The 15967-nt window shown below is 69.1% G+C and carries 15 protein-coding genes; 1 reads left to right on the top strand and 14 read right to left on the bottom strand.

The window, feature by feature from the left end:
* Positions 1–11: 11 nt before the first annotated feature.
* The gene (locus tag IPN02_11330; protein ID MBK9297401.1) at positions 12–1094 is read right to left on the bottom strand and encodes a hypothetical protein; all 1083 of its coding nucleotides are present in this window, start codon (positions 1092–1094) and stop codon (positions 12–14) included.
* A gap of 327 nt (positions 1095–1421) precedes the next feature.
* On the bottom strand, positions 1422–1598 hold the full coding sequence (locus IPN02_11325) for a hypothetical protein (GenBank protein ID MBK9297400.1): 177 nt from the start codon (positions 1596–1598) through the stop codon (positions 1422–1424).
* Between IPN02_11325 and IPN02_11320 the strand changes: the two genes are divergently transcribed.
* Complete coding sequence (locus IPN02_11320; GenBank protein ID MBK9297399.1) at positions 1585–1941, top strand: hypothetical protein; 357 nt, start codon at positions 1585–1587, stop codon at positions 1939–1941. The genes IPN02_11325 and IPN02_11320 overlap by 14 nt on opposite strands.
* A gap of 30 nt (positions 1942–1971) precedes the next feature.
* Here IPN02_11320 and IPN02_11315 read toward each other — a convergent pair whose 3' ends face one another.
* From IPN02_11315 to purH, 12 genes are all read right to left on the bottom strand, one after another.
* Positions 1972–2895, bottom strand: coding sequence for a hypothetical protein (locus IPN02_11315; protein MBK9297398.1), 924 nt, complete (start codon positions 2893–2895; stop codon positions 1972–1974).
* Between the two features lie 63 nt (positions 2896–2958).
* A complete protein-coding gene (locus IPN02_11310) occupies positions 2959–3813 on the bottom strand; it encodes an Fpg/Nei family DNA glycosylase (protein ID MBK9297397.1) in 855 nt (284 codons plus the stop codon).
* Between the two features lie 54 nt (positions 3814–3867).
* Positions 3868–4239 (bottom strand): SCP2 sterol-binding domain-containing protein, encoded by a 372-nt coding sequence (locus IPN02_11305; GenBank protein MBK9297396.1) that lies wholly within the window; start codon positions 4237–4239, stop codon positions 3868–3870.
* Between the two features lie 95 nt (positions 4240–4334).
* On the bottom strand, positions 4335–5327 hold the full coding sequence (locus IPN02_11300) for a malate dehydrogenase (protein ID MBK9297395.1): 993 nt from the start codon (positions 5325–5327) through the stop codon (positions 4335–4337).
* Between the two features lie 222 nt (positions 5328–5549).
* Positions 5550–7367: an ABC transporter ATP-binding protein gene (locus IPN02_11295; GenBank protein ID MBK9297394.1), complete on the bottom strand. Its 1818-nt coding sequence runs from the start codon at positions 7365–7367 to the stop codon at positions 5550–5552.
* Positions 7364–9160, bottom strand: coding sequence for an ABC transporter ATP-binding protein (locus IPN02_11290; GenBank protein ID MBK9297393.1), 1797 nt, complete (start codon positions 9158–9160; stop codon positions 7364–7366). The genes IPN02_11295 and IPN02_11290 overlap by 4 nt, the downstream gene beginning before the upstream one ends.
* A gap of 133 nt (positions 9161–9293) precedes the next feature.
* Positions 9294–10724 (bottom strand): aldehyde dehydrogenase family protein, encoded by a 1431-nt coding sequence (locus IPN02_11285; GenBank protein ID MBK9297392.1) that lies wholly within the window; start codon positions 10722–10724, stop codon positions 9294–9296.
* 129 nt (positions 10725–10853) lie between these two features.
* Positions 10854–11774 carry a DUF2236 domain-containing protein gene (locus tag IPN02_11280; protein MBK9297391.1) on the bottom strand — a complete coding sequence of 307 codons (921 nt, stop codon included), beginning with the start codon at positions 11772–11774 and terminating at the stop codon, positions 10854–10856.
* Positions 11775–11851: 77 nt separating this feature from the next.
* Positions 11852–12340, bottom strand: a complete 489-nt coding sequence (locus tag IPN02_11275) for a DUF4262 domain-containing protein (GenBank protein MBK9297390.1) — start codon at positions 12338–12340, stop codon at positions 11852–11854.
* A 19-nt stretch (positions 12341–12359) separates the two neighbouring features.
* Positions 12360–13247 (bottom strand): methylenetetrahydrofolate reductase, encoded by an 888-nt coding sequence (locus IPN02_11270; GenBank protein MBK9297389.1) that lies wholly within the window; start codon positions 13245–13247, stop codon positions 12360–12362.
* A gap of 139 nt (positions 13248–13386) precedes the next feature.
* Positions 13387–14268: a bifunctional 5,10-methylenetetrahydrofolate dehydrogenase/5,10-methenyltetrahydrofolate cyclohydrolase gene (locus IPN02_11265; protein MBK9297388.1), complete on the bottom strand. Its 882-nt coding sequence runs from the start codon at positions 14266–14268 to the stop codon at positions 13387–13389.
* A 32-nt stretch (positions 14269–14300) separates the two neighbouring features.
* Complete coding sequence (purH, locus tag IPN02_11260; protein MBK9297387.1) at positions 14301–15851, bottom strand: bifunctional phosphoribosylaminoimidazolecarboxamide formyltransferase/IMP cyclohydrolase; 1551 nt, start codon at positions 15849–15851, stop codon at positions 14301–14303.
* Positions 15852–15967: the final 116 nt, after the last annotated feature.

Raw genomic sequence — 15967 nt, 5'->3', positions numbered from 1 at the left:
TCCGGGGGGGCTCAGCCCTCGGTGGTCGTTGACTTCTCGCCGCCCTCGGTGGTGGAGGTTGCCTCATCGTCCTTGGCGGTCGTGGTCGAGGACCCCGAGGTGTCCGACTCATCCTCACCGGAATCGCTGCCCATCGTGCCGGAGAGGTCCTCCTCAGTGAGCTCGAAGGTGACCTCGCCGCTCGCTTCTGCCCCGTCGGTTCCCCATTCACCGACGACCTTCAGCGTCCACTCTCCGGCCTCGGGTTGCTCGATCACCGCGCTGAACATGAGCCCTTTCGATGATTCACCCGCCGGCTCACAGTCACCAACCCCGTAGGCAGCGGTCGTGTCGCCGTCCGGACTGACAAAGCTCACTGCGTCGCGCACACAGGTTTGGCTGTCGGTGTTGTTGGTTGCCGACGCTTCGAGCATGACGGCAACTTCATCCTTGCCCACCTGGTAGCCATCGGAGTCGCTCCACTGGGCTTCGAGGGAGACGAACGTGATGTCCACGTCGTCGACGCTCAGTTCGGCGTCGCTCGGCTCGAGCTCCACCGGAGTCCGGCTGACCTGATCGCTCCCGTCCAGCGGAAGCTCCACACGAGCCTCCCCGCTGTCGCCCACGAGCAGCGTCCACCCCTCAAGGTCGTCGAAGCCGTCGCTGGAGCTGAAGACAAAGGTCGCCTTGCCCGATGAGCCTCCGGGAATCGAATCGCTGTCGGCCGATCCGCTCACGCCCGTGCCTGCATCGTCCTCGATCGACACCGGCGGGCTGAACACCTGAGAACCCGACTCGCGCAGGTTCTTCACGTCGACGCTGATCGACAACTCCGCATCGACACCCTCCTCGACAACGACCTCCGATTCGGAGAGCTCGAAGCTAAAGCCGCCGTAATAGCCCGTGCCCGAGACCTCGTCGGTCGCTCCCGACACCGCAGTCGTCGTGGTGTCCGCCGACTCGTTGGAGGCCCCAGTCGTGTCGGTGGTCAGCGTCGTCGGCGTCGTCGGTGTCGACTCCGACTTTGCGTCGGTGTCGTTGCCGCACGCCCCGGCACCCAGCATGACCACCCCGGCCATCGAAACCGCTGCCAGGATTCGTCCCCGATTCACCATGAGCTTCTCCCCTGCGACACGAGCGGGCCGTCGATCGGGTGATCGTCACCTGAGCCCCCGGGAATCGAAAGTTCCCCACTCGGATGTGAAATCACCTTAGCGGCCCGTGATCGCCCGCAGCCCCCAATCAGCGAGTCGCCGGCCGACCCGGCGCTCACCCGTCACGGCGTCTCGGCGCGGCGACGAATTACGGTTGACCTTCGCGACCCCAGCGACGAGGAGCACCGTGAACGCAACCAAACCCACTCTCCCGCTACGAACCCGTTTGGGGGTCGGCCTCGCCGTGGCAGCTCTCGCCTTGATGGCGGGATGCGGCAACGACCTCTCTCAGGCAGGGGATACGACGACCACCTCGTCGCAACCGACGCGCACCACGGAGGCGACCGGGGGTGATTCGACCACCACCACGTCATCCACCAGTTCGACCACCACTGAACCCTCCGGCGGTGTCGACGGGAGTGTGGCCTCCTCCACCAGCGCACCGACCGGCATGACCATCCCCACCGGAATCACCCTGCCCGACGGAACCGAGCTCACCCTGCCCGAAGGGGTCGACCTGACGATCCCCGATGGGCTGGGCGGGTGCGTCGACGCCGGCGCTGCGCTGACGAGGCTCAGCCTCGGGGCGCTCGGGGTGTCATCGATCGACAACATCGACCAGGATGTCACCACCCTCAAGAAAGCATTCGGACCAGCCTCGACCAAGGACATCGACATCGTTGCCCAGGTTGCCCGGGACACCGCCGAAGGTGGCCAGATCAACCCGGGTGCCGCCGCCAACAAGGCGTACACCGACGCCTTGGACAACCTCACCACACGCCTCTCGGAGGTGTGCGGCGTCGGCTGACACCCCCCGGCGCCCAGCGCTCGGGGAAGCTCAACCGGCCGGTGGCTGATTCCACTCGATCCAGCCGTAGCCCTGCCGCTCGTCGGCTGAGGTAAACCGCGCCAGCGCACGGGGAAACCTGTCCTCGCGGCCGTCAGGGTGGGTGAGGAGCACCGGGGAGAACGCCAGCGGTTCGACATCGAGTTCAAGTTCGCCCACCGCCAGCTCGGCCGACTCGGGCAGCCCTTCCCGTCCCATCTCGGTTGCCACCCGCACGCTGTCGACCTCGACCAGTTGGTCATCGGGGTCGATCACGTACCCGACCCCAAAATCGCTGTCGGGGATGAGGGCCCCGGTGGAGTGAAAGCGGGTGTTGTCCTCGAGGCGACCGGCGTTCCAGCACCAGGTGTTGGCCCACCAGTCCCGCGAGGCCCCCCAGGAGTGATCGCGCTGGCCGAAGCCATCCACCTCGAACTCCTCGGATCCGATCAGCACGCGACCATGGACCGTGCAGGGGATCTCGTAACGGGGCGTGATCGGCGGCCACATGTAGGCCTCGCCGTTGGTCTCCCAGTCGAGCTCAAACCCGAAGGCCACCCGCTCGCCCCTGGGTTCGGGGCGGTACATCTCCGCCGGATCATCCACCCGCAAACCAAACGCCTCCAGGTTGCATGTGGCGTGAACCAACGGATCCTCGACCGTGTGGTCGGCCCACAGCGCATCGGTGCGCAGCTCGAGTGACCGCGGATCGGTGGGAAGCGGCACCTCGTTGTCGACGACGGTGACCAGCTGCCGATCGGGGCCCACCGCGCACGCCCAGTACCAAACTCGGTTCAGGTTGGGGATGAAACCGATGCGCAGGTAGCCGCCCAAGCTGCCGTCCGGAGCAAAGAAGTCGTAGTAATACGACTCGTTCCACAGTTCTTCGTCGCTGTGAACGTGTCGGGCCTCGTCGGTGGCGTCGACCGCTGCCATAGTGTCCCCCTCGGACGTCGGTGCCGCACCCGCATCGGGCGCAGTCGTTTGGTGAAAGATCGCCTACTTCAAGAACTTGCTGGTCGTGTTGTCGGCCAGGATCCTGCCATCGGTTTGGCAGGTCGGGCAGTAGTTGACCACATAGGACCGGTAGGCGACCTCGCGGATCGGCTCCCCGCACGTCGGGCACGGCTCACCGGCGCGACGGTGCACGTTGGTGGGCCGCTTCGCCGTGTTGACCAGCTCCGCTTGGGTGACCTCGAAGGCGAGATCGCGCTGGAGCAGGTCGCCGAGCGCGAGGTGCACCCGCTTCACCTCGTCGTCGGTCAGCCTGCCGGTGGGGGCAAACGGCGACAGCCGGGCAACGTGGCACAGGTCGTTCGCCAGCCGTCGGCCGAGGCCCGCCACCACCCGTTGGTCGCGGAGCACGTTGTGCAGCCGACCGGACCGGCTTCGCAGGCGCTCGCCCAGCCCGCGGGCGTCCAACGTGTCGGCGTCGGGCCCCAGGTCGGCGAACAGCTCCGCCTCGGCGGTCGAGGGCCCGTTGCGGCGGTCGAACACCCACACCCCCACCCGGCGTTCCTTGCCGGCCTCGGTCAAGGTCCAGTCGTCCGCCCCGTCGAAGCCCCACCGGGCCAGCGCGCCCCGGGGCGCCTTGGGGCCGCTGGCCGGCGCCGTCGCCCGCAACCGCCCTCCCTGCATCAGGTGGACGACGAACACCACGCCGTCGAAGTTGGCGATCAGATACTTTCCGCGCCGCCCCACCGTGCTCAGCGGACGGCCGACCCCCTCGTTGGGATCGGGTATCACCGTCTTCATCACGGCGAAGCTGAACGGCCGGAACCCGCTCAGCGTGTGCCCCGCCCAACCGTCGCGCAATCTCCCGGCGTGGGCCTCCAGCTCGGGAAGCTCAGGCACGGACGCACCCGGGAACGATGGACCGGCGCTGGAGCTTCCGGGCGCTCACCGTGCTCAGCCTCGCCGCCCTGGAGGCGTGGCCGCCGGTCGGTGCGCAGCCGCCTGGGGAAGCGCCAAGCCCAGCTCGCCGTCGACCCGCAGCCTGCCGAGCAGAAATGCACGCGACACCTCCAGCGTGCCATCGAGCAGTCCTCGCGCCGTCGCCGGGTCGCAGGTGACGACCACATCGGGATCGTCGAGCCGGCCGATGCCGGTGGATGGCGAGCCCTTGCGGGTGCTCCACCACCACTGTCGGTCGCCGGGTTCAATGCGGTATTGGACGGCCAACCCGTCGGTGTCCGATGCCCCGGCGGCCAGGTGGCTCTGGACATCGGCAGCCTCGAGCAGCGCCAACAGCTGCTCGTCGGAGGGCAGATCGTCGGTCATAGGGGCAGGGTACCCGGCGCCGGCCCAAGCAAACCGCAGACCGTGGGGTACAACGTGCCGGGGGCCGCACGTCGACCTGCCGCTCGGGCGATGTTCTAGAGCAGACCGAGTTCGGCGACGGCGTCGCGCTCCTCACGAAGCTCGGCGACCGAAGCGTCAATGCGCTCACGGGAGAAGTCGTCGATCTCCAGACCCTGAACGATCGAGTAGTCGCCGTCGGCGCAGGTGACCGGGAACGAGGAGATCAGCCCCTCGTCCACTCCGTAGCTGCCGTCAGAGGGCACGGCCATCGAGGTCCAGTTGCCGTCATCGGTGCCCATCGTCCAGGTGCGGATGTGATCGATCGCCGCGCTGGCGGCCGAGGCGGCCGAGGAAGCGCCGCGTGCATCGATGATCGCCGCGCCGCGCTTGGCGACGGTCGGGATGAACTCGTTGGCCACCCATGCCTGATCGCCGATCGTCTCAAGGGCGGACTTGCCGCCAACCGTGGCGTTGCTCAAGTCGGGGTACTGGGTGCTCGAGTGGTTGCCCCAGATCGTCAGCTTGGCGATATCGGTGACCGGCGTTGAGGTTTTGGCCGACAGCTGGGCCATCGCCCGGTTGTGATCGAGGCGGGTCATCGCCGTGAAGCGGCGGGGATCCATGCCGACGGCGGCCGACTGGGCGATCAGGGCGTTCGTGTTGGCCGGGTTGCCGACGACGAGCACCTTGATGTCGGCCTTGGCCGAACGCCCGATCGCCTGGCCCTGCGGGCCGAAGATGCCGCCGTTGGCCGCCAGCAGGTCGCCGCGCTCCATGCCCGCTTTGCGGGGCATGGCGCCGACGAGCAGCGCGACGTCGGCATCGCCGAAGGCCACGTCGGCGTCATCGGTGCGGACCATCTCGCTCAGCAGCGGAAAGGCACAGTCATCCAGCTCCATCGCCACGCCCTCGAGCGCGCCGAGGGCCGGGGTGATCTCCAACATGTTCAACGCCACCGGCTGGTCGGGGCCCAGCATGGCCCCGGATGCGATCCGGAAGAGCAACGAGTACCCGATCTGCCCGGCCGCGCCGGTGACTGCTACTCGAACTGGGGCGTTGGTCGACACGGTGAGGCTCCTGCTTGTCGCTTCGTTTGGATGGACGGCCGAGCCTACCGGCGCTACCCGGCGCCACCCGAACGGCGAGGCAGCGGCCGACGCCGAAGGCGCTCCTTTGTACCGGACGGCGGCGAGGTTGCGAGCGCAGCGAGTCACCTCAAGCGCCGCCGGCCCGGCGACGCAGCGAAGCGAGGACCAGCCGAACCGGCACAGGGGTCAGGGCCGAAGGCGCTACGCAGTACCCGATCGGGTGTTGCCGACCCAGCTGTCGTAGAGGCGCTCATAGACGCCGCCGGCGACGGCCAGCTCGGCGTGGGCTCCCAGTTCGACGATCCTGCCGGCGTCGAAGACGACCACCAGCTCGGCCGCCTCGGCGGTCGACAGGCGATGGGCCACCGAGATCGTCGTCCGACCTTTGGACAGGCTGGCCAGGGCCCGGCCCAGTACCCGCTCGGTTTCCGGGTCGACGTTGGAGGTCGCCTCGTCCAACAACAACAACCCAGGATCGGCCAACTGGGCCCGCGCCAAGGCGACCAGTTGGCGTTCACCCACCGACAGCGCACCGCCGCGCTCGCCCACGGCGGTCTCGGCGCCGTCGGGCAGCTGGGCCACCCACTCGGTCAGGCCAAGGGCGGCGAACGCCGCCTCGACGTCGGATCGGGTGGCACCGGGACGCCCCAGCGCCACGTTGGCGGCCACGGTGTCGTCGAAGAGAAACCCGTCCTGGGGAACGAGCCGGATCGCCCGGTGCCGGGATGCGGGATCGACGTCGCGCAGGTCGATACCGCCGAGGAACACTCCACCGAGTTGCGGGTCGGCCAGCCGACACAACAACTTGGACAGGGTGGTCTTGCCCGAGCCGGTCTCGCCGACGATCGCTACGGTCGTTCCGGCCGGAATCTCGAGCGAGACGTCGTGCAGCACCGGCTGGCCCGGCAGGTACGAAAAGGTCACGTTGTTCACAGCGACTCCGAGGGCGCCCTCGGGCAGCGCCAACCCGGCGGTGGGCTCGATGACGTCGATCGGCTGGTCCAACAGGCCGAGGATCTTGCCCCAACCGGCCAGCGCTGTCTGGGTCTGGTCGAGCACCTCGCCGATCTCGGCGATCGGCTGGGCCAGCTGGTTGGCCAGCAGCAGGCAGGCGACGATCACACCGGCGGTGAGGCCCCACGACCCGGCGAAGTACAACCCCGCACCGGCGATGACCGCCAGCAGCAGCCCACCGAAGAGGTCCGACATCGGGAACATGATCGAGAAGAAGAAGCGGGCGCGCAGCTGCGCGGCCAGTTGCTCGCCGATGGCACCATGCAGGTCGCCGCGGGCGTTCTCGGAGTGGTGATAGGCCCGGATGACGCGCACGCCGGACACGGTCTCGGCGATGCGCCCGAGCGTGTCACCGACCCGGTTGCGCAACGTGTCGTAGGCGATGAGCTGGCGCCGCTGCACGACGATCATGATCGGCACCACTGGGGCGAGCACGACAACCGTCAGCACGCCCAGCTGCCACGAGTAGATGAACATCGTGATCAGCGAGACGACGAGCACGCCTGACGACACGGTCCAGTTGACCGCCCCCCAGGTGGCGAACTGGGCGAGGGTTTCGATGTCGGAGGTGACCCGGCTGACCAGCACGCCGGTCTTCGACTCGCCGTGGGCGGCGATCGACAGCCGGTGCACGTGGGCAAACGTCCGTGTGCGCAGTGCATAGAGCACGTCTTCAGCCACTCGGGCCATGGCCATGGTCAAACGCTGCACGACGACGGTCAGTACGACCACGACCACGGCCGCAGCCGCACTCGCCCACAACACGAACGGAATGTCGACGCCGCCCGACCCGCTGAGGCCATGGTCGAGCACCTGCTGAAGGGCGATCGGCACGACCAGTCGCCAAGCTGCGTTGGCGACCGAGAGGGCGATCGCCGTGCCCAAACCGGCCCGCAGCTCCGGCGTCGCCGCCACGCCAGCGCGCAGTAGGGCCATCGCGCCCGGCCGCTCGACAAGGTCGTCCGAGAACGGGTCGACGTCCAGCTGGGCGACCGCATCACTCATCGGAGCTCCCCTGCCGGGGCGACCGCGACCTCGTCGCGCTCGTACGCGGTGACGAGCGCCTCATAGCCCGGGTGATCGAGCAACTGGGTGTGGGTTCCGACCGCCACGATACGGCCGGCCTCCATGAAGGCGACGCGATCGGCCAAGGCGATCGTCGATAGGCGGTGCGCAACGACCAGCACCGTCATAACGCCGGCGTCGGCCCGATGGCCGCCACCTCGGAGACCACCCAGGATCTCGGCCTCGACCACCGGATCCACCGCCGAGGTTGCATCGTCGAGCACCAGCACCCGGGGTCGGCGCACCAAGGCCCTGGCGAGGGCGACACGCTGGCGTTGCCCACCGCTCAGGGTGACGCCCCGCTCCCCCATCATCGTTTCGAGGCCATCGGGCAACTCTTCGACGAAGCGGCGCGCGCGAGCCCGCTCGAGTACGTCGAGCACCTCGCGATCGTCCAGGTCGCGCCCCAGCACCACGTTGTCGCGCAGCGACGTGGCAAACAGGAAGCTCTCCTGAAACACCAGCGCCACCGTCGAGCGGAGCTCGGAGGGCGTGAGGTCGTCCAGCGGGACACCGCCGAGAACGATGCGCCCGGCGGTCGGCTCGTCGAGGCGCACCAACAGCTCGCACAGCGTGGACTTGCCCGCTCCGGTCGCTCCGACCAGCGCGACGACCTCCCCGGAGGCGACCTCGAGGTCGACGTCGGTGAGCACGTCGGGTCCCGGCTCGAAGCCGAAGCTCACGCCCTCGAAGCGGACCGACGGCGCCCCGGCGGGCAACCGGTCGACCCGCCGGTCGGGGTGTGAGCCGGGCAGCGACTCCGGCGGGTAAGCGCCAGCCCAGGTGCCGGCGGCGGCATCGGCACCATCCTCGACGGCGAGAAGCGACTCGATCCGCCCCATCGACACCAGCGAACGCGGCATCGACTCGAACAAAAACCCAGCCACCCGCACCGGAAAGTTGAGCCACCCGAACAGGGTGACCGCAGCGAGCACGTCGCCCGTGGTGACGGCGCCCGCCTGCACGCGGTACCCGCCGACGACGATCAGCGCCACCATGCCCAACAGCGGCAGGGCATCGACGAGCGGGTGGTACGACGACGACAGCGCGGCCAACCGCAGCCGCTGGGTGCGCAATGCACCGGCGGCGTCGTCGAAGCGCCCCGATTCGGCAACCTCTCGACCCAGCGTTTTGACGACCATGGCGCCCTCGAAGCTCTCGTGGGCAATACCCGACACCCGGGCCACCTGCTCCTGGGATCGCGTGGCCGGGTCGACCATGCGAGCCGAAAACCAGCGGCTCACCAACACCAACAGGGGAAACAGCACCGCTGCGATCAGCGCAAAGGTCCAGTCGGCGACCAACAGGCTGATCACCGAGAACACGAGCAGCGCCACCAGCCCGAACGTGAGTGGCACCGGCATGAGCGCCCAAGTAGAGAAGGTGACGTCGCTGTCGGCCAGCGCCAACAGCTGGCCGGTCGGACGTTTGCGATGCTCGGACAGCGGCATGGCCAGCACGCGGTCGGCCACCTGGCGCCGCAGCTCTGCCTGCACCCGTGCCTCGGTCACCGAGCCGTACCAGCGGCGCAGCACCACCGAGCCGCCGCGCAGCACCCCGACCGCCAGGAGTGCCAGCGCCGCCCACAGCGCCACCCCGCGGCCTTTCTCCCCCGCCAGCACCGGCACGATCGCCTTGTCGTTCACCTGGCCGATCACGATGGTTGACCCCACGACGGTGGCGGCCCAGGCGGTGCCGCCGAACAGGGCCAGCGCAAACGGCCACGGTTCCATCCGGGCGAATCGGCCGACCAACCGCAGCCCCGACCGCGCCAGGCCGGCGCCCTCGGGCGGTGAATCGGCCGCCGGCCCCATATCTGGCGAGAGAGGGGCCGGCGACCCTCCGCTCACCGCGGCAACCGCTGGGTCACAGCTGGATCGACTTGGTCTCGAGATACCCGTCGATGCCCCACTCACCCCGCTCGCGACCGTTGCCGGACTGGCCATAACCGCCAAAGGGGGCCGCTGCGTTGAAGCCGCCACCGTTAATGTCCACCTGCCCGGTGCGCATGCGTCGGGCCACCGACTTAGCCCGCTCGACGTCGGCGGACTGCACGCCGCCGGCCAGGCCGTAGATCGTGTTGTTGGCGATGCGGATCGCATCGTCCTCGTCCGTGTAGGGAATCACCGCCAGCACCGGCCCAAAGATCTCCTCCTGGGCGATGGTGGAGTCGGGGTCGACGTTGGCAAACACGGTCGGCTTCACGTAGAAGCCGCGCGGCTGGTCCTCGGGCTGCTCCGGGCCTCCGATCACCAGGTCGGCGCCCTCGTCGATGCCCTTCTGGATGTAGTCGCGCACCCTGTCGCGCTGCGCGGCCGACACCAGCGGACCGAAGGCGTGGAACAGGTCGGGCTCGTCGGCGGTCGGGTCGACCAGCTTGGCCTGGGCCACCTCCGCCACGACGGCGTCGACGATCTCGTCGTGCATGTCGGCGGGCACGAGCAGGCGGGTCAGTGCCGAGCAGGTCTGACCGGAGTTGAGCATGCAGGCGAACACCGAACCGAAGGCCACGGTGGCCGGGTCGGCGTCATCGAGCACGATGTTGGCCGACTTGCCGCCCAACTCGAGCTCGACCCGCTTCACCGTGTCGGCGGCCGACTTGGACACCTCCTTACCCGCCCGACCCGAGCCGGTGAAGCTGACCATGTCGACGTCGGGGTGAGCTGTCATGGCACCGCCCACCTCGGGGCCGGTGCCGGTCACCAGGTTGAACACGCCGGCGGGCAGGCCCACCTCGTCGAGCACCTCGGTGAGCAGGAAGGCGTTGAAGGGCGTCACTTCGGATGGCTTGAGCACGACGGTGCACCCGGCGGCGAGGGCCGGGGCCACCTTGCAGACGATCAGATACAGCGGGTAGTTCCAGGGGGTGATGGCGGCGACGACACCGATCGGCTCGCGCACCACGAGGGAGTTGCCCAGCTCCTTCTCCCACTCGAAGGCCTCGATCTGATCGGCGTAGGTGTTCCAATCGCCGACGGCCAGGCCGGCCTGCACCATCTGGGCAAACGCCTTGGGCGAGCCCACCTCGGCCGAGATCGTGTCGACCAGCTCGTCGTAGCGGGCGGTGAGGGCGGCGCCGATGTCGCGCAGGTACTTGGCCCGCACGTCGACCGACGTGGTCGACCACGACGGAAATGCCTGACGGGCTGCCGCCACGGCGCGGTCGACGTCCTCGGGGGTACCCATCGGAACGCTGCCGATGATCTCTTCGGTGGCCGGGTTGACAACGTCCTCGGTCGCCGTGCCCGCAGGCGTGACCCACTCGCCCCCAATGTAGAACTGCTCGTAGCGCTTCATAGTGCCCCCTTGATCGGCGGGGCGCGGCGCCCCGCACTCATCGACTGGACCGGTCACGTTACCGGGCGTGGCGCCGATTGGCCCAGCACGCTGGCAGCTCTGCCGCATCGGGCCCCGAGCCCGTGGCCACTACGTGGAGGACAGTTGGTGTGATGCCGGGGTGGCTCGGGCCCGTGCGGCCGCCTGCTGGACCACCGGGTTCTCGCCGGTGACCGCCGCCAGCGCAGCGAGGATGGCCCGGGTGGACGCGGCAACGGTGGCGCGCTCGACCGGGCCCGGTCCCGGACGGCGATACAACCCGTAGCCCCAAGCGGGGAGCAACCCCCACGCTGCGGCGCTGAACATGCCAGACACGCTGCGGGCCAAGCGGTCGCCCTCGGGAGGACTGGCCAGGAACCGAAGTGTGTCCTCGGCCTGCTCACCGGCTCGCAGCTCGGGTTGCACCTCGACGAAGTAGCTGGCCACCTCGGCGGCGCTACGGGGCACCCGGGTGGCACCGAGCGCCTCGGCGACCACCGCCATCTCGTCGTAGTAACAATCGACCTCGGCTGCGGTCATCACCCGGCGCCCGAAGTGGGCGTTGGCAGCGACGAACATCGACACCTCCGCAACGTGCACCCAGCGCAGCAGGGCCGGATCGTTGGCGTCGTAGGGGCGCCCGTCGGGCGCCACGCCGGTGATGTGCCGATGGGTACGGCGAACGACGCGACACAGCTTCTCGGCGGTCTCGCTGTCGCCGTAGGTGGTGGCGACCACAAAGCTGGCGGTGCGCGACAGCCGCTCGAACGGACGCTCCTTGAAGTCGGAGTGCTCCGCCACCCCGGCCATCGCCAACGGGTGCAGCGCCTGCAACATCAGCGAGCCAAAACCGCCCACCACCATCGACAGGTCGGCGTGAGCCCACCAGGTGACGCTGTCCGGACCGAACCAGCCGGGGTCACCTGGTGGATGGTCGTAACGCTCCAGTGGAAACCGGTTGGAATCGAAGGCCTGACGCAGCTGGCTCTCGACCGCACCGCGAGCGGGTTGGGTCAGCCAACGGGCGGCCACTCCAGCGCCTCGCGTCATTCCGTCAACCAGTGGCCCCATGCCCAGGGGCGCTGCACCCCACGACCCCAGCCCGGCACTCACCAGTGCCCGATCACCGGGTGGGCCAGGCGCAAGCGCTCGTCGTAGCCCTCTTCCCACGGCAGCATCCCAGCCCGATCGGGCCAGACGAACTGCAGCATGCGGAAGGGCCGTTCGGAATAAAAAACCGCTGCGCCGGGAAAGCGCTCGTCGCCGAGTTCGACGTCGACGGCGAGCAGGGCCGAGCGCAGGTCGTTCTCCAACAGGCCAACGAAGACCGCTCCCACCGGCAGCTCGATGCCTGCCGCCACCTGGGCTGCCACCAGGTCGAGCAGCCCGCGCGCCGCCGAGGGTGCCAGGCCCCAGATGACGACCTCCGGGTGACCCCAGGTGGCCTCGAAGCCGACGGTGAAGGTGTATCCGGGGTGGGCGACGCCGGGCTCGTTGATCGGCTTCACCGGCTCGACCGCGTAGCCCTGGGTCTCCACCATCCAGGCCAGCTTGTCCCGGAGGTCGAGGTTGCGATCGGGCATGGGGTCGCCGCTCATCGACGGACCGCCCCGCGGATCACGAGACGTCCAGGCGCTGTCTCACCCGCCAACCGAGACGGGCGCCGACGCCCAGCGGGGCCTCGGCGCGGTTGAGCGCATAAAGGTGCACGCCCGGGGCGCCACCCTCGAGCAGCTCGGTCGCCAGCGACGCAGCGGCCTCGATTGCGGTGGCCATCAGGGCCTCAGGGTCTTCTGCGACCGCCTCGTACCGGGCCCAGAGTTCGGCCGGGCGCGCCGCATTGGCCATGTCTGCGAAGCGGGCGACCGAGGCCGGGTTGGTCACCGGGATCACCCCGGGAACGATCGGCGTGCTCACGCCCAGGGCATCGAGCTCGTCGACCATGTCGAAGTAGTCCGACGCGCTGAAGAAGAACTGGGTGATGGCGAAGTCGGCGACCTCGAGCTTGGCGGCCAGGTGCTCGCGGTCACTGGCACGGTCCGGCGACCGCGGGTGCGTCTCCGGGTGGGCGGCCACGCCCACCGAGAAGTCGCCCACCTCTCGGATCAGCTCGATCAGCTCGGTGGCGTACTGAAAATCGCCCTCGGCCGGGCTGCCGTCGGCCGGCGGATCTCCCGCGAGGGCCAAGATGTTGCGCACTCCGCTGGCGGCGTAGTCCTCGAGCAGCTCTCTGAGCTCGGCCCGGGTGTGCCCCACGCAGGTGAGGTGGGCCATGACGGGGAAGTTCCGATCGCGGTTGGCGGTGACCACCAGGTCGCGGGTGCGGTCTCTGGTCGACCCGCCGGCGCCGTAGGTGACCGACACGAAGTCGGGGTCGAGATCCTCGAGGGCATCGATCGTTTCGAGCAGGTTGGCGACACCGCGATCGGTCTTTGGAGGGAAAAACTCGAGTGACAGGGTCGGGCCTTCGGCGAGCAGGTCGTCGATGCGTGCGTCCCGGTGCATGGGATCGGCACGCTTGGGCCGTGCCGGGATCGCCCGGGGCACGGCGTCGGAGCCCGACGCACTCGTTACGGAAGAACTGCCTGAGGCCATCGTCAAAGGGTACTTCACCCCCACGTCAATCCGGCCGGTCCCCGGCGGCTCAGGCCGACCCGGCCCTCATCGCTGCGGCCTCGACCGTGTTGGCCAGCAGCATCGCCCTGGTCATCGGCCCCACGCCTCCCAGACGCGGCGACAGCCAACCGGCAACCTCAGCGACCTCGTCGGCGACGTCGGAGACCACCCTGCGGCCGTCCATCGTCACCCCTGCCGCCACCACGGCCGCTCCCGGGCGCACCATGTCGGCGGTAATCACGCCCGGGGCGCCGGCGGCGGCAACGATCACGTCGGCCTGGCGTGTGTAGGAGGCCAGATCGCCGACCCCGGTATGGACGACGGTGACAGCGGCGTTGGCGTCCGGGCGCTTCAACGCTGCGAGCAGCGCCAACGGCCTGCCGATCGTCAGGCCGCGACCGACGATCACCATGTGTCGACCGGCCAGCTCGACCCCGTAGGCGGCCAACAGCTTGAGGATGCCATGGGGGGTGCACGGCAGCGGCGCCCGCTCGCCCATCACCAACTTGCCCAGGTTCACCGGATGCAGACCGTCGGCATCCTTTGACGGATCCATCGCCAGCATCGCCGCTTCGAAGTTGAGCCCGGCGGGGACGGGGTACTGGACGATGAAGGCATCGACCCGTTCGTCGGCGTTCATCTCGGCGATCGTCGCCTCCAGCTGCGCCTGCGTGGCATCGGCCGGGAGGGGCCGGTGAACCGACGTCATGGCGATGTCGGCACAGTCCTGGTGTTTCCCCGCCACGTAGCGGGCGCTGGGGCCGTCATCACCGACGAGGACCGTCCCCAACCCAGGAGGCCGTCCCGTGGGCGACAGGACGCCGGGTCGGGCAAGGTCGGCCACGCGCTGGGCCAGCTCCGACTTAATGCGGTCGGCGAGCGCTTGTCCATCCAACGTGATTGCGGCCATGGGGCAACGCTAACCGTTGCCCCGGGCTCGGCTCAGTGGCGAAAGTGACGGACCCCGGTGAAGACCATCGCCATGTTGGCCTCGTTGGCCGCCGCGATCACCTCGTCGTCGCGCACCGACCCGCCCGGCTGAACCACGCAGGTTGCGCCTGCCTCGGCGGCGGCGTCCAGCCCGTCGCGGAACGGGAAGAACGCGTCGGAGGCGCAGGCGCCGCCGACCGCCCGCCCGGCGGCCTTCTCGGCGGCAATCCGGCCGGCGTCGCGACGGTTTTGTTGTCCTGCCCCGATCCCCACCGCCATCGTGTCCTTCACCAACACGATGCAGTTGGACGTCACGCGGGCCGCCAGCTTCCAGGCCAGCTCGAGGTCGACCCACTCGGACGGCTCAGGCTGACGCTCGGTTACCACCGTGGTTTCATCCCGGTCGAAGCCGCCGGGGTCGGACGTCTGCACCAGCAGCCCGCCGGCGATGGTACGCACCGACAGCTCTGGCTCGGTCGGGCGCTCGGCCTCGATCACGCGAAGGTTCTTCTTGCGGGCGAGCAGCTCGATCGCCTCCGGGGAATAGGACGGGGCGATCAGCACCTCGGTGAACACCGGCGACAGTTGCTCGGCCAGCTCGGCGGTGAACTCGCCGTTGACCGCAACGATTCCGCCAAAGGCCGAGGTGGGGTCCCCCTCGTGGGCCCGCCGGTAGGCGGTCACCAGATCATCGGCCACCGCAGCACCGCAGGGGTTGGCGTGCTTGATCACCACGGCGGCAGGCCGGTCGCCCAGGCTCCACACCAGGCGCCAGGCGGCATCGGCGTCGTAGACGTTGAGATAGGACATCGCCTTGCCCTGATGCTGTTGGGCTCGATCCCAGCACCCGCCGTCGCCGGTGCGGTACCGGGCGCCCACCTGGTGGGGATTCTCGCCGTAGCGCAGCACCTCGGCTCGGGTGGCATCGAGCGTCAGCCGTGTCGGAAGCACGTCGGGCCCCGCATCAACGGTTGTGGCCGGTGCGCCCTCGGTCTCGCTCGGCAATCCGTCGACCATCCAGTCGGCGATCTGGCGGTCATAGTCGGCGATGACCTCGAAGGCCCGCACGGCCAGGCTTCGCCGGGTGTCCTGGGACAACCCGCCGCCCCGACCGACCTCCTCGGCCACCGTTGCGTAATCGGACGGGTCGACGACCACGCCGACGTGAGCATGGTTCTTTGCGGCAGCCCGCACCATCGTCGGGCCGCCGATGTCGATCAACTCGATGCTCGGGTCGCTGTCGAACGGGTACAGGTTGACCACGACCAGATCGATCGGGTCGATGCCGTGGGCATCCAGGTCGGCCAGGTGCGATGGGTCATCGCGGTCGGCGAGCAGGGCGCCGTGCACCGCCGGGTGCAGCGTGACCACCCGATGGGAGAGCATCTCACCGAATCCGGTCAGCTCGGCCAGCGGCTGCACCTCGACGCCGGCCTCGGCCAGCGCCGCCGCGGTACCGCCGGACGACAACAGGTCCCATCCGGCGTCGCTGAGCGCACGAGCCAGCTCAACCACACCGGTCTTGTCGTACACGGACAGCAGGGCTCGGCGACGATCCGCCATGTTCACTCCGAGGGGTCGGGACGACGCTCCAGAGCTGGCGCCGACGCTTGGTTCGACCCTACCGGCCCCAGCAGCAGCCACCCAGCGGTGGCGATTGAGGGTGGGGGTACGAACAC

It is taken from the genome of Candidatus Microthrix subdominans (assembly GCA_016719385.1).
Lineage (GTDB): Bacteria > Actinomycetota > Acidimicrobiia > Acidimicrobiales > Microtrichaceae > Microthrix > Microthrix subdominans.
This window is presented reverse-complemented; position numbering and strand designations above follow the sequence as displayed.

Excerpts from the sequence above, each read along its gene's own strand:
- IPN02_11320 (MBK9297399.1), top strand. The coding sequence starts at position 1,585 with ATGACCATCCCCACCGGAATCACCCTGCCCGACGGAACCGAGCTCACC.
- purH (MBK9297387.1), bottom strand. The coding sequence starts at position 15,851 with ATGGCGGATCGTCGCCGAGCCCTGCTGTCCGTGTACGACAAGACCGGT.
- IPN02_11295 (MBK9297394.1), bottom strand. The coding sequence starts at position 7,367 with ATGAGTGATGCGGTCGCCCAGCTGGACGTCGACCCGTTCTCGGACGAC.
- IPN02_11290 (MBK9297393.1), bottom strand. The coding sequence starts at position 9,160 with ATGGAACCGTGGCCGTTTGCGCTGGCCCTGTTCGGCGGCACCGCCTGG.
- IPN02_11285 (MBK9297392.1), bottom strand. The coding sequence starts at position 10,724 with ATGAAGCGCTACGAGCAGTTCTACATTGGGGGCGAGTGGGTCACGCCT.
- IPN02_11265 (MBK9297388.1), bottom strand. The coding sequence starts at position 14,268 with ATGGCCGCAATCACGTTGGATGGACAAGCGCTCGCCGACCGCATTAAG.
- IPN02_11330 (MBK9297401.1), bottom strand. The coding sequence starts at position 1,094 with ATGGTGAATCGGGGACGAATCCTGGCAGCGGTTTCGATGGCCGGGGTG.
- IPN02_11305 (MBK9297396.1), bottom strand. The coding sequence starts at position 4,239 with ATGACCGACGATCTGCCCTCCGACGAGCAGCTGTTGGCGCTGCTCGAG.
- IPN02_11270 (MBK9297389.1), bottom strand. The coding sequence starts at position 13,247 with ATGCACCGGGACGCACGCATCGACGACCTGCTCGCCGAAGGCCCGACC.
- IPN02_11275 (MBK9297390.1), bottom strand. The coding sequence starts at position 12,340 with ATGAGCGGCGACCCCATGCCCGATCGCAACCTCGACCTCCGGGACAAG.
- IPN02_11315 (MBK9297398.1), bottom strand. The coding sequence starts at position 2,895 with ATGGCAGCGGTCGACGCCACCGACGAGGCCCGACACGTTCACAGCGAC.